This window comes from Streptomyces sp. CB02959 (assembly GCF_002803155.1).
Lineage (GTDB): Bacteria > Actinomycetota > Actinomycetes > Streptomycetales > Streptomycetaceae > Streptomyces.
In genome coordinates this window covers 1-13056 of record NZ_NNBP01000051.1, presented here as the reverse complement: position 1 = coordinate 13056, position 13056 = coordinate 1, and the positions used below count along the sequence as shown (strand labels likewise).

Here is a 13056-nt window from a genome sequence, read left to right as displayed (position 1 = left end):
ATTGGGGGCCGCGTTCCTGATTGGCTGCCGAGCGCTCGGGTACCTACCACCTCGGCCGCGCCGTAGCCAAGCACGGGGGAGTGTTCCGGTCATGGCCGATGCGACACCGCCGACCTCCTGGTCGGCCACCGGGTCCCGGGAGGCCCGTCCGGACGGGCCGGTCGGTCCGTCCCCGCTGGCGAAGCCGTCCGGCGCTTCCGGCGTGTCCGGACCGCCGGGTGCCGGACCCGGTACCGCCGGGTCGGCGGGGTTCGACGAGGTCTTCTGCGGGCTGCTGCCGCGGCTCTACCGGCGGGCCGTGATGCTCGCCGGGACGCGGCAGTCGGCGGAGGACGTGGTGCACGAGGCGTATCTCAAGCTCGCCGCCCGCCCGCAGCGCTTCCTCGCCCACCCCGAGCCGTACGCCTACGCCTTCACCGCCGTCCTCAGCGTCGCCCGGGACGCCTACCGCAAGGAGCGGCGGCAGGTGCTGGTGGAGGAGGTGGAGGAGGTGGCCGAGGCGGACGGGGCCGGTCCGGGGCCGGGGGCCGGGGGCGGGTTCGACGAGTGGGACGGCGGGGTGGGGCGGCGGCACGCGGAGCTGGAGGCGGTGCGGCTGCTGGGACGGCTGTCGCACCGGCAGGCGGGGATCGTGATCCTGGTCGATCTGGACGGGTACACGATCGACCAGGCCGCGAAGATCATGAAGGTGCATCGCGGCACCGCCGCCCGGCATCGGGCCCGTGCCCTGGACAGGCTGCGTACGTACCTCGTTGAATCGGAGCACGGGCAGGCCGGGAGGTGAGCGGCACGGTGGGCGCGGGGTCGCGGTACGGCGGGGACGGCGAGGTCGAGGCGCTGCTGCGGGCGAAGCTGCGGGCAGCCGACGAGGAGATCGAGACGCCCGGGGGGCTGTGGGAGCGGGTCAAGGAGCCGGTGGCGGGCGCGAGTTCGGCGGGCGCTCCGGCGCCCGGGGGCCGTTTCGCCGTGGCCTGGTGGCCGCAGCGGCACCCGTATGCCGTCGTGGTGGCGGTCGCGGCGGCCGTGGCTGCCGTCGTCCTGGGCGTCTGGTGGGTGCTACTCCGGCCCGGGGCCACGGACGTCAGACCGGCCGGGCCGCCCCGGACGGTGCCGCTCACGGTCTACAACAGCGAGGCGGCGTGCCGATCCCCGCACACCCTGGAGTGCGCGCTGCGGCTGGCCGAGGACCCGCACCGGGCGTACGCGGCGCGCGGCAACACCGCGGGGCGGGTGTGGCACGGGGAGGTGCTGGCGGCCCGGTGCGTGGTGACGGACGGGCAGTTGGTGCGGGACGAGGAGGGGGTCACCTCCTCCCGCTGGTACCGGGTGCGCACGGGGGAGGGGGAGGAGGGGTGGCTGCCGGGGGTGCGCACCCGTAATACCCGGGAGGTGCCGGAGTGCCCGACGGGCGGCGGATGAGGCCGACGGGCGGGGGACGAGGGCGACGGGCGGGGCGAGGGCGACGGGCGGGGGATGAGGGTGAAGGGCGCGGGCCGGGTGCGGGGTGAACCGCCGGGCGGGCGTCATCGCCCCCGGTACGTGGGCCGGCGGCGTTCGACGAAGGAGGCGACGCCTTCCCGGGCGTCCGCTGTCGTCATGTTGATCTCCTGGGCGGTGGCCTCGGCCGCGAAGGACGCGCCGCGGTCGCCGTCGAGCGAGGCGTTGACCAGCGCTTTGGTGAGGGCGAGGGCGCGGGTGGGGCCGGTGGCGAGGCGTTCGGCCCACTCCTGGGCGGTCTTCGCCAACTCCCCGTCGGGGACGACCCGGTTGACCAGGCCGAGCCGCGCGGCGTCGGCGGCCGGCACGGCGTCCCCGAAGAACATCAGCTCCTTGGCGCGCTGCGGGCCGATGAGCCGGGGCAGCAGGTAGGCGCCGCCGCCGTCCGGGACCAGGCCGCGGCGGACGAACACCTCGATGAAGCGGGCCGATTCGGCGGCCAGCACCAGGTCGCAGGCGAACGCGAGATGGGCGCCGATCCCGGCGGCGGTGCCGTTGACGGCGGCGATCACCGGTTTCTCGCAGTCCATTACGGCGGCGATGAAGCGCTGGGCGCCGCCGCGGATCATCCGTGCGACGTCGCCCGCGACCCGGTCGCCGGTGGCCGGCGCGCCGCGCAGGTCGGCGCCGGCGCAGAAGCCCTTGCCGGTGGCGGTGAGCACGACGGCGCGGACGTCCGGGTCGGCGGAGGCGTCGGCGAGCAGGGCGATGAGGCGTTCGCGCATGTCCCAGGTGAGGGCGTTAAGGGCGTCGGGGCGGTTGAGGGTGAGCTGGGTGACGCCGTTGTCAGTGGTGTGGAGTATCAAGGAATCGGTGGAATTGGTGGATTCAGTGGATTCAGTGGATTCGGTCGGTTCGGCTGACTCGGCTGACTCGGCTGATTCGGTGGGTGACGGTGACGGTGGCTTGGCGGGGGCGGGATCGGAACGGGGGGACGGTGCGGGTGTCATGGGGGAGCGGCTCCAGGGGTGTGGGTGGAGGGGAGTGCGGCCGGGATCGGGGGCGGGGCCGGGAGCGGTGTCGGGAGCGGTGTCGGCGTCGGCGGGCCGGCGGTCAGTGGCACACCGCGAGGGCGTCCAGTGCCACCGCGCCCTGGCCGCGGGGCAGGACGACCAGGGGGTTGATGTCCAGCTCGGCCAGTTCGCCGTCGAGTTCGAGGGCCATCCGCTGCACCCGCAGGACGGTCTCGACCAGTGCGTCGGTGTCCGCGGGCGGCATTCCGCGGACGCCCTCCAGGAGGGCGTGGCCGCGCAGTCCGCGGAGCATGGTGCGGGCGTGCTCCTCGCCGAAGGGCGGGACGCCGACCGCGAGGTCCTGGAGGACCTCCACGAGCACCCCGCCGAGGCCGACGGAGACGGTCGGCCCGAAGAGCGGGTCGGGGGTGACGCCGACGACCATCTCGACGCCGCGTTCGATCATCTGGCAGACGAGGACGCCGTCCAGCGGCAGGTCCTCGTAGCGCGCGATGTCGGTCAGTTCGCGGTAGGCGTCCCGGACCTGGCTGGCCGAGGTCAACCCGACCTTGACCAGCCCGAGTTCGGTCTTGTGGGCCAGCTCCGGACCGGAGCCCTTCATCACCACCGGATAGCCCACCAGGCTCGCCGCCCGGACGGCCGCCGCCGCGCTGGTCACCAGCTGTTCCCGCGGTACGCGGATGCCGTAGGCGCGCAGCAGCTGCTTGGCCGCGTGCTCGCTGAGCTGCCCGCCGGGCCGCAGCAGGGCCTGGGCCTTGCGGGCGGAGGGGGAGAGCACACGGGGGGCGTCGTCGAAGGGGGAGCGGTAGTGGGCGGTGAAGCGGTGGTGGTCCAGATAGGCGCGGACGGCGGTGATGCAGTTGGCGAAGGTGCGGAAGGTCGCCACGCGGGAGGAGCCGAGGAGGGTGCGGCGGTAGGCGTCCTCGGTGCCGACCGGCGAGCCCCAGACGACGCACACCAGCTTGTCCGACTGCTCCGCCGCGTCGACGAGGTCCTGGGCCAGCTTGTCGCTCATGGGTGGGAAGGGGCCGGTGATCGGGCAGATCAGGACGCCGACCGACGGGTCGGCGAGGATCGCGTCGATGATCTTGCGGCCGCGCCAGTCGCCCACCGGGTGCCCGCCGTTGTCGATCGGGTTGGCGACGTTGAGGTAGTCCGGTATCCACTGGTGGAGTTCGGTCTGCTTGGCGTCGGTCAGGGTGGGCAGGATCAGGCCCGCCGAGGTGGCCAGGTCGGCGAAGTGGGCGCCGGTGCCGCCGGAGATCGAATAGACCGCGACGCCCTCGGCGGTGGGCTTCTTGGCGCGGGCCAGCAGCGCCGCGGTGTCCTGGAGCTCGTCGAGGCCGTCCACCCGGATCACCCCGAACTGCCGCAGCGCGGCGTCCACCACCTCGTCCGCGCCGGTGAGCTTGCCGGTGTGGGAGGCGGCGGTCCGGGCGCCGGTCTCGGTGCGGCCGACCTTGACGACGACCACCGGCACCTTGTTGCGGGCGGCGCGGTCGGCGGCGAGCAGGAAGCTGCGGCCGTCCTTGAGCCCTTCCATATACGCGGCGATCGCGCCGACCTCGGGGCGGGAGGCGAAGTAGGAGAGGAAGTCGGCGGTCTCCAGATCGGCCTCGTTGCCGGTCGGGGCCCAGTGGGAGAGGCGGATGCCCAGTTCCTGGAGGGCGAAGACCGGCCGGCCCTGGTGGCCTGACTGGGTGATCAGGGCGATGGCCGGGCCGTCGAGGTCGTGACGGAACTTCTCGAAGGCGTTGAGGTTGGTGTTGGGCCCGAGCAGCCGCAGGCCGGAACGGGCCACGGCCTCGGCCAGCCGGGCCTGGGCGGCGGCGCCGTCCTCACCGGTCTCGGCGAATCCGGAGGCGAAGGCGACCGCGAACTTCACCTTGGCCTCGGCCAGTTGCCCGATGAGCGGCAGCGGGTTGCCGACCAGCAGCACCGCGAGGTCGACGGTCTCCGGCAGGTCGGCGACACCGGCGTAGCAGGGCAGGCCGAAGACCTGCTCGCGTCCGGGGTTGACGGGGTGGAGCCGGGCGCCGACCCGTTCCGCCCAGGCGATCAGTTGGCGGGTGATGCCGGTGTTGGGTCGGCCCTCGCTGTCCGAGGCGCCGATCACGGCGACCGACTCGGGCCGGAAGAAGCGGTCCAGGTCGGGTACGGGGGCGTACAGCGGACGGCCGCTGACGTCCTGGTCGGCGGCGGCCGGGCCGGTGGTGGCGCCGGTGTCGCCCGCGGGCCGCGGGCCGTCGGCGGTGCCGGGGTCGCTGATGCCGTGGACGGTGTGGGGTGGGTGCTCCCCGCAGGCCACGACGCGGGCCGGCCGGGAGTGCGTGGTGAGGGTGCCGTGAGTCGATCCAAGCATCGCAGACGCCCGCTCCTGTGTGACGGCTCTCGTGGACTGCGCGCCGTACCGCGCTCAGCAGTAGCTGACGCATAGTCAGATTACTGAACTGACGCCGTGTCAGGAATGGGTGTGCGCGGTAAAGCTTCGGGGGTGGCGGTCGGGCAGGGGGCGGGCGAGTCGGGGGCGGGGGTCGGCGCGTCGGCCCCCTTGCGGTCGGGCGGGGGATGGGCTCAACTGGCAACTGACGTACCGTCAGATGCTGGCTGGGTATGGAGGAGGGTGGTCGGATGACCGCGCGGGAGGCGGCGCGCGCCGGGGCCGGGGAGCGGGCGCAGGGTGCGGCCGCGCCGGGGCGCGCGGCGGTGCGGTTCGATCTGCCGGAGGTGGACGCGTTCACCCGGCCGTACTGGGCCGCGGCGGCCGAAGGGCGGCTGCTGCTGCGCCGGTGCCGGGCCGAGGGGTGCGGGGCCGTGCACCACTACCCGCGCGAGTTCTGCCCGCACTGCTGGAGCGAGGACGTCACCTGGGAGCCGGCCACCGGACGCGCCACCCTCTACACCTGGTCCGTCGTGCACCGCAACGACCTCCCGCCGTTCGGCGACCGCGTCCCGTACGTCGCGGCCGTCGTCGAACTAGCCGAAGGGCCGCGGATGATGACCGAGGTGACCGACTGCGCGGAGTCGGACCTGCGGATCGGGATGCCGCTCGCGGTGCACTTCCGCACCGGGTCGGCGGAGGCGGCCGGTGGCGGTCCGGCGGGGGACGGCGGGTACGCGGTACCGGTGTTCCGGCCGGTGTGAGGGGCGCTCCGGCGCGGGCGCCCGCGGTGCGCCGCCGGGTGCGCCGCCGGGTGCGGTGCGGGGTGCGGTGCGGGTGTGCGCCGGATGTCGGGCGCCGGGTAATTGGGTGGCGGCCCAGGGGTGTCTCGGGGAGGCTTTCCCGGTGCTGATCCGAGATGCGAACGCGGCCGACTGGCCGGCGATCTGGCCCTTCTTCCGGTCCGTCGTACGGGCCGGCGAGACCTACACCTACCCCGTGGACATCGACGAGCCGGCGGCCCGCGACCTCTGGATGCTCCGGCCGCCCGGCCGCACGGTGGTCGCCGTCGACGACACCGGGGCGGTGCTCGGCTCGGCCAAGATGAACCCCAACCAGATGGGCAACGGCGCGCACATCGCCAGCGCCAGCTTCATGGTCGACCCGCGGTACCGCCGGCGCGGCACCGGCCGGGCCCTGGGCGAGCACGCACTGGCCTGGGCCCGCGCCGAGGGCTACCGGGCGATGCAGTTCAACGCGGTGGTGGCGGCCAACACCGGCGCGGTCGCCCTCTGGCAGTCCCTCGGCTTCCAGATCATGGCCACCCTCCCCGAGGGCTTCCACCACCCCACCCAGGGGTACGTGGGGCTGCACATCATGTACCAGCGGCTGTAGCCGCACGCGTCGGCGTCTGCGGCCGGGGGCCAGGGGGCGCGGCGGCGGTCAGGGCCGTCGGCGCCGCGCCGCCGCTGTCCGCCGCCCCGGGGCGCCCGCCGACCTCACGGCCAGAGCAGTTCCGTCTCCCAACCGCCCTCCGTGCGACGGTAGTTGAGCCGTACGTGCTGACGCCGGTGCGGGTCGCCCTGGAAGAACTCGACCTCGTCGGCGCGCAGCACGTAGAGCGTCCAACTCGGGACCGGGGCGTCCGGTTCGCGCCGGGCGCGCTCCCAGGCGGCGTCCGCGGCGCGGGCCAGTTCCCCGGCCGAGCCGAGCACCTCGCTCTGGTGGCCCACCAGGGCGGCGGCCAGCGCGCCCGTGGAACGGCGGTGCAGATCGGCCGCGCTCTCCTCCGGCCCGGCCGCGGTGACCGTGCCCCGGACCCGCACCTGGCGGCCGACCGCCGGCCAGTAGAAGGCCAGCGCGGCCCGCGGGCGGGCGGCCAGTTCGCGGCCCTTGCGGCTGTCGCGGTGGGTGCCGAAGTGCCAGCCGTGCTCGTCCGCGTCGTGCAGCATCACGATGCGCACGGACGGGTCGCCGGCCGCGTCCGCCGTGGCCAGGGACATGGTGTGCGGCTCGGGAACACCGGCCTCGGCGGCCTCGCGCAGCCACTGCCGGAAGAGCGGCAGCGGGTCGGCGGGTGCCCGCCGGGCGGCGAAGGACGGCAGCTCGCCCTCCCAGACCCGCAGGCCGCGCAGCAGCGTACGGAAGGCGCGGGCGTCGGCGCCGGTGCCTTCCTCGACGTCGGTGTCCGGTGCCGGTCCGGAGGCGGGGGAGGCGCTGGGGTCGGGGTCCGGAGCGGCCCCGGCGGCGCGGTGATCGGTGTGGTCGGGCATGTCAGGGAGCGTACGCGGGGTGCCCCGCCGCCCGCGCCGCCCGCGCCGCCCGCGCGAAGGCGGCGGCGGAGGGGGATCCGGCCGGGGCGGGGCCTACCCCCGCCCCAGCACCACCGTCCCCGACGAGCAGAACCAGCCGCCGGTGCCGGACGCGACGGCGAGTTGCGGCAGGGTGCCGTCCGGTTTGCGGACCTGGCGGTCCTGGCCGGCCTCGCCGCGGAGCTGCCGGACCGCCTCGACCAGGAGGAACAGCCCCCGCATGCCGGGGTGGCAGGCGGCCAGCCCGCCGCCGTCGGTGTTGACCGGCAGCTCGCCGTCCCGCAGCAGCCGCCCCTTCTCGACGAACGCCCCGCCCTCCCCCTTGGCGCAGAAGCCCAGGTCCTCCAGGGTCACCAGGGTCATGTAGGTGAAGGCGTCGTAGATCTCGGCGAGGTCGATCTCGGCGGGGCGGACGCCGGCCCGTTGGAAGGCGAGCCGGCCGGAGGCGGCGGCGGGGGAGACGGTGAAGTCGTCCCACTCCGACATCGTGGTGTGCGAGACCGCGGTGCCCGAACCGAGCACCCAGACAGGGTGTTTGGCGAGGTCGGGCACGTAGTCCTCGGCGACGAGCAGGACCGCGCAGCCGCCGTCGGAGCGGATGCAGCAGTGCAGTTTGGTGAACGGGTCGGCGATCATCGGCCCGGACAGCACCTCGTCCACGGTGATCGGCTCGCGGTACATGGCGTCGGGGTTGGTGGCCGCGTTGGCCCGTGCCTGGACGGCTATCTGGGCGAGCTGTTCCAGGGTCGTCCCGTACTGGTGCTGATGGCGGCGGGCGGCCATGGCGTATTTGGCGATCAGGGTGTGCCCGTAGGGGACTTCGAACTGGAGCGGGCCGCGGGCGCCGAAGGAGAGGTTGGCGGTGCGGCGCTTCGCCTTGATGTCGGCGCGGGCGGTGGAGCCGTAGACCAGCAGGACGGCGTTGGCGTGCCCGGCCGCGATGGCGTCGGCGGCGTGCGCGGCCATCACCTCCCAGGTGGCGCCGCCGACCGAGGTGGAGTCCACCCAGGTGGGGCGCAGTCCCAGGTATTCCGCGACCTCGACGGGGGCGAGGGTGCCGAGCCCGGCCGAGGCGAAGCCGTCGATCACCGACCGGTCGAGCCCGGAGTCGGCGAGCGCCCGGCGGGCGGCCTGGGCGTGCAGGGTGTACGGGGTGGCCTCGTCCACCCGTCCGCAGTCGGAGAGCGCGACTCCGGCGACGGCGACCTTGCGGTTCCGGGAAGGGGTCCCTGGCGTCAGCCTCATGAATCTGACGGTACATCAGATTTGGTGGGGCGGGCAGGGGGCGAGGGGGGCACCCCGTCCCGGTGGGTGTGCCGGAGGGGTGCACCCCAGAGGGAGGCTCCAGGTGCCCGTATCTAGGAAAGTGGCGCCCCCGTGCCTAATATGACGACCCGTCAGATCGGACCCCGTCCGAGCGGACGGGTGTCGCCGCACGGCCGGGAGGAGCCCGCCGATGGATGCCGCGTTCACCGAGGAGCAGGACGAGATCCGCCGCACCCTGCGCGCACTGCTGGACAAACGCTGCGGCCCGGACGAGGTCAGGGCGGCGGTCCGCACCCCGGCGGGCCACGACCAGGCACTGTGGCGGCAGCTCGCCGGGCAGCTGGGACTGCCCGGCCTCGCCCTGCCCGCCGCGTACGGCGGAGCCGGCTGCGGGCCCACCGAACTCGCCCTGGCCTGCGAGGAGACCGGCCGCGCCGTGCTCCCCGCCCCACTGATCGGCACCGCCGTGCTCGCCGCGCCGCTGATCCTGGCGCTGGGCGGGGAGCACCGGCGCGCCGCACTGCTGCCGGCCCTCGCCGCCGGGGAGTCGACCGCCACCCTCGTCGTCCCGGCCGGGCGGCTGGCCACCGCGCTGGCGCTGACCGGGCCCAACGACGGCGACTGGGCCGGCGGCGGCCGGGCCGGCGGAATCCAGGCACGGTTGCCGCAGGAGCACGAAGCGCCGCCGCTGAAGGGCGGTGACGGGCGGCGGGCGGGCGGTACCTGGCGGCTCTACGGGGAGGCCGAGCAGGTCCTCGACGGGCACACCGCGGACGTCCTGGTGGTCGCCGCGCACACCGGCGGCTTCGCGCGCAGCCGCACCCTGCTCTTCACCGTCCGGGCGACGGGGCCGGACGGGGCCGAGGCGCCGGGGCTGCTGCGGACCCGGCAGACCGCGATGGACGAGACCCGGCCGCAGGCCCGGATCGAACTCCGCGATGTGGAAGCCGAGTTGCTCGGCGAGGACCCGTCCGGGGGCGACGGCGCCGCGGACGCGGTGGCCGCGGCGCTGGCCGCCACCGGGGCGACGGCGGCCGCATGCCTGGCGGCCGAGGCGGTCGGCGCGGCCGACGCGGCGCTGACCCGTACGGTCGGCTACGTCAAGGAGCGCACCCAGTTCGGCCGGCCGATCGGCTCCTTCCAGGCGGTGCAGCACCGGCTCGCCGATCTGTACGTGGCGGTGCAGGCGGCGCGCTCGGCGGCGTACTACGCGGCCTGGGCGGCCGGTGGCGGGCGCCCCGCACCGGGGGTGGGCGCACTGGCGCTGGCCCAGGGGCTGGAGGCGCTGCGCGCGGTGGCCGCCGAGGCGGTGCAGCTGCACGGCGGGCTGGGCTTCACCTGGGAGCACGCGGCGCACCTCTACTTCAAGCGGGCGGCCTGCGACGAGCTGCTGTTCGGGCCGGTGCACCGGTTGCGGGCCCGGGCGGCCGAACAGGCGGGCCTGTTCGGGGGAGGGGGCGGCACGGCCGCCGCGGTGGGTGCGGACGCGCTCACCGGCCCGGCGGCGCGAGCGGCGGTCGGTGCCTGATGGACCGGCGGACCCGGCTGGTGCAGAAGATCTCCTCGACCCGGACGTTCGCGCGGATCGCGCCGCACGTCATCCCCGTGCTGGACCGCGCCGTCCACCGGCTGTCCGGCGGGAAGGCGCTGCTCAGCACCCGGATGCTGCCCGGCGTCGTGCTGACCGCGACCGGCGCCCGCAGCGGGCTGCCGCGGAGCACCCCGCTGGCCTGTATGCCGCAGGACGACGGCGGTTGGCTGCTGATCGGCAGCAACTTCGGCCGCCCGGGGCACCCGGCCTGGACCGGGAACCTCCTCAAGAACCCGGAGGCGGAGGTCAGTTGGCGGGGGCGGGACGTCCCCGTCCGGGCCCGGCTGCTCACCGGGGAGGAGCGCGAGCGGGCCTGGCGGGCGGCGCTGGAGTTCTGGCCGCCGTACGCGGCCTATCAGGCGCGAGTGGAACGGGAGATCCGGATGTTCCGGCTGGACCGGCGCTGACCTGGGCGGACACCGGCGGACGCGGGCCGTGACGCACGCGCAGCGGGTGCCGTACGGCCTCTGGAGGGCGGTCGGCACCCGCTGCGCGTGGCATACAGCTATGGCAGGACGGACACAGGACGGAGGGCGAACTGCCCCGGGAGCGCCGGGACATCGAGGAGTCCGTGACTTCCTCGGCGGCGGAGCGGCGGCTGGGGCGCGGCGTTGCGGCCCGGCGCTGCGGCTCGACGGGAGCGGCGTGAACGGCGATCCCGGTGGTGCGGTGGTCCCGACGCGGACACTCGAGGTCCGGGCGTGCGGGTGGCCCGTTACTTGGTGGGCTTCTTGCCGGTGACGCCGAAGTGCACCAGCAGCGCCAGGTTGGGCTTGAGGTCGGCCTGCTTGACGCCCCAGCTCTGGAAGCCCTTCTGGTGGCCTGCGACGGCCGCCAGCATGGCGACGATGGAGCCGGCCATGGCCGCCGCGCTCACGTCCTTGTCGACCTTGTTCTTGGCCTGGAGCTCCTGGATGGACTCCGTAAGGGAGTTGGTGACCGCGTTGAGGATCTTCATGCGGATCTTGTAGAACCGCTTGTCGCCCTCGGCGGCGCCCAGGTCGACGACGCGCAGGATCGCGTCGTGCTTGCGCCAGAAGGAGAGAAAGCCGTCGACCAGTTCCTCGGCGGCCTGCCAACCGGACTTGCCCACCCAGGAGCGTTCGGCGACCAGATTGGTCAGGCTCGCGCCCTCTTTCGCCATCTCTTCGGCGATTTCGAGGACCGCGCCTTCTACGTCCGGGAAGTACTGATAGAACGTCGCGGGTGAAGTGCCCGCTTTTCGGGCCACATCGATGACTTTGACGTCCCGATAGGGGGACGAACTGAGCATTTCACTGAGGCAGTCGAGAAGCTTTTGCCGCGTCGCCTGTCCGCGGCGGCCGGCAACTCTGCCGTCGACGGTTCGAACTTGTCCTGTCATGCCGTCAGCTTACCGAGGGGTGATCGGAGCGCGATTTGGCTGCCTGCAAATGGGGACCGGGGAGTTCGGGTCGCCGGGTGCCTGTTCCCGCCCTGGTTGCGGGCCCGGCCGCCGCCGGAACCAGGCGCACGACCATTGGTCCGATCCAGTGAATGCTGTTATCAACAGGCTGTGGACAACTTTGGTGGATAAAGGGGCGATGCGAGGGCGCCGGGCGTTCGGCGGCCGCCGGACGGGAATCCTTGCGACGTGCGCGGTGTCACAGCCGCGAAATCGCCGTCGGCGGCGCAGAATTGATCCACTGGCGCAGGGCGGGCCGCGGGGGAAGGCATGCGTACGGATACGGGCGGGGAAATGGAATGGTTTCGGCCACCGGCGACCGGTCGTCGGTCCGGGCGCCCGCCGGGTGCCGGTGCGGCGACGGGGGCCCTGCCGCACCACGGCGCAGGCGGAATCCGTCCGTCCGGATGGGGCGATGAGCGGCGGAAATTCCACGAACGTCGTCCCCGGATGGATTGCAACCGGCCGGTAGCCCTGCGGCAATCGCCCGTCCCCGGACGTATCGGCGCACGTCAGGACGGGGTGGAATACGCCGGGTAATGGCCTTGTTGCGGACCGCAGGGGGTGAGTCGTGACACGGCCGACAGGCCCCGGGTTCGCAACCGCCGGCCCGGCCAGGAAGAATCAGGGTGCGTACGGCCGTTTCGGCAGTCCTCGCCGCAGGCGGGGAGACGCTGCCCGGGGCAGTGGCTCTCGGCGGCACGTGGCTATTGAGAGTCTCGTTTTATGCCCCACGGGGAGGTGGCAGGCAAGTGGTGGAGCAGCTGACGCAGCACGATCCCCGGCGGATCGGCCCGTTCGAGGTCCTCGGCCGTCTCGGGGCCGGCGGCATGGGCCTGGTCTATCTGGCGCGGTCGGCGTCCGGCCGGCGAGTGGCGATCAAGACGGTCCGTTCCGAGCTCGCCGAGGACCAGCTGTTCCGGGTCCGGTTCACCCGCGAGGTGGAGGCGGCCCGCGCGGTCAGCGGCTTCTACACCGCGGCCGTGGTCGACGCCGACCCCAGGGCGGCCGTGCCGTGGCTCGCGACCGCGTACGTGCCCGCGCCCTCCCTGGAGGAGATAGTCAATGAGTGCGGCCCGCTGCCGGTCCAGGCGGTGCGCTGGCTCGCCGCCGGCATCGCGGAGGCGCTCCAGTCCATCCACGGCGCCGGCCTCGTCCACCGCGACCTGAAGCCGTCGAACGTCCTGGTGGTCGAGGACGGCCCCCGGGTGATCGACTTCGGTATCGCCTCCGGGGTGTCCAACACCCGGCTGACGATGACCAACGTCGCCGTCGGCACGCCCGCCTACATGTCACCGGAGCAGGCCCGCGACTCCCGCAGCGTCACCGGCGCCAGCGACATCTTCTCGCTCGGCTCCACCCTGGTCTTCGCCGCGACCGGGCACGCGCCGTTCCACGGGGCCAACCCCGTCGAGACGGTCTTCATGCTGCTGCGGGAAGGCCCCGACCTGGCCGGGCTGCCGGACGACCTCCGGCCGCTCATGGAGTCCTGTATGCAGATGGAGGCGGCACACCGGCCGTCCCCGGCCGATCTGCAGTCCCAACTCGCACCGCACCTCTTCAGCTCCGGCAGCGACGACAGCGGCACCGCGTCGGCCTGGCTGCCGCCCGGC

Annotated in this window: 12 protein-coding genes; 7 read left to right on the top strand and 5 right to left on the bottom strand. The window is 74.0% G+C overall.

Annotated features, from left to right (window positions below):
- The first annotated feature begins 91 nt into the window (after window positions 1-91).
- A complete protein-coding gene (locus CG747_RS44485) occupies window positions 92-784 on the top strand; it encodes an RNA polymerase sigma factor (protein WP_257981185.1) in 693 nt (230 codons plus the stop codon).
- Window positions 781-1419 (top strand): hypothetical protein, encoded by a 639-nt coding sequence (locus CG747_RS44480; RefSeq protein WP_100607583.1) that lies wholly within the window; start codon window positions 781-783, stop codon window positions 1417-1419. The genes CG747_RS44485 and CG747_RS44480 overlap by 4 nt, the downstream gene beginning before the upstream one ends.
- 104 nt (window positions 1420-1523) lie before the next feature.
- On the opposite strand, the gene CG747_RS44475 is transcribed toward CG747_RS44480, so the two are convergent.
- Window positions 1524-2447 carry an enoyl-CoA hydratase/isomerase family protein gene (locus CG747_RS44475; RefSeq protein WP_100607582.1) on the bottom strand — a complete coding sequence of 308 codons (924 nt, stop codon included), beginning with the start codon at window positions 2445-2447 and terminating at the stop codon, window positions 1524-1526.
- Between the two features lie 103 nt (window positions 2448-2550).
- Window positions 2551-4833 (bottom strand): acetate--CoA ligase family protein, encoded by a 2283-nt coding sequence (locus CG747_RS44470; RefSeq protein WP_100607581.1) that lies wholly within the window; start codon window positions 4831-4833, stop codon window positions 2551-2553.
- A 269-nt stretch (window positions 4834-5102) separates the two neighbouring features.
- Here CG747_RS44470 and CG747_RS44465 point away from each other — a divergent pair, with 269 nt between their 5' ends.
- Both CG747_RS44465 and CG747_RS44460 read left to right on the top strand, forming a co-directional pair.
- Window positions 5103-5615, top strand: a complete 513-nt coding sequence (locus tag CG747_RS44465) for a Zn-ribbon domain-containing OB-fold protein (protein ID WP_180986008.1) — start codon at window positions 5103-5105, stop codon at window positions 5613-5615.
- Between the two features lie 142 nt (window positions 5616-5757).
- Complete coding sequence (locus tag CG747_RS44460) at window positions 5758-6246, top strand: GNAT family N-acetyltransferase (protein ID WP_100607579.1); 489 nt, start codon at window positions 5758-5760, stop codon at window positions 6244-6246.
- Between the two features lie 104 nt (window positions 6247-6350).
- On the opposite strand, the gene CG747_RS44455 is transcribed toward CG747_RS44460, so the two are convergent.
- Window positions 6351-7124: a pyridoxal 5'-phosphate synthase gene (locus tag CG747_RS44455; RefSeq protein WP_100607578.1), complete on the bottom strand. Its 774-nt coding sequence runs from the start codon at window positions 7122-7124 to the stop codon at window positions 6351-6353.
- A gap of 93 nt (window positions 7125-7217) precedes the next feature.
- On the bottom strand, window positions 7218-8408 hold the full coding sequence (locus CG747_RS44450) for an acetyl-CoA acetyltransferase (protein ID WP_100607577.1): 1191 nt from the start codon (window positions 8406-8408) through the stop codon (window positions 7218-7220).
- A 211-nt stretch (window positions 8409-8619) separates the two neighbouring features.
- On the opposite strand from CG747_RS44450, the gene CG747_RS44445 reads away from it, so the two are divergent.
- Together CG747_RS44445 and CG747_RS44440 are read left to right on the top strand one after the other, a co-directional pair.
- On the top strand, window positions 8620-9957 hold the full coding sequence (locus tag CG747_RS44445) for an acyl-CoA dehydrogenase family protein (RefSeq protein ID WP_100607576.1): 1338 nt from the start codon (window positions 8620-8622) through the stop codon (window positions 9955-9957).
- A complete protein-coding gene (locus CG747_RS44440; protein WP_100607575.1) occupies window positions 9957-10427 on the top strand; it encodes a nitroreductase family deazaflavin-dependent oxidoreductase in 471 nt (156 codons plus the stop codon). Before CG747_RS44445 ends, CG747_RS44440 begins: the two co-directional genes overlap by 1 nt.
- 308 nt (window positions 10428-10735) lie before the next feature.
- On the opposite strand, the gene CG747_RS44435 is transcribed toward CG747_RS44440, so the two are convergent.
- Window positions 10736-11383 (bottom strand): TetR family transcriptional regulator, encoded by a 648-nt coding sequence (locus CG747_RS44435; RefSeq protein ID WP_100607574.1) that lies wholly within the window; start codon window positions 11381-11383, stop codon window positions 10736-10738.
- Window positions 11384-12195: 812 nt separating this feature from the next.
- On the opposite strand from CG747_RS44435, the gene CG747_RS44430 reads away from it, so the two are divergent.
- On the top strand, window positions 12196-13056 hold an 861-nt coding region (locus CG747_RS44430; RefSeq protein WP_180986007.1), incomplete at its 3' end, for a serine/threonine-protein kinase.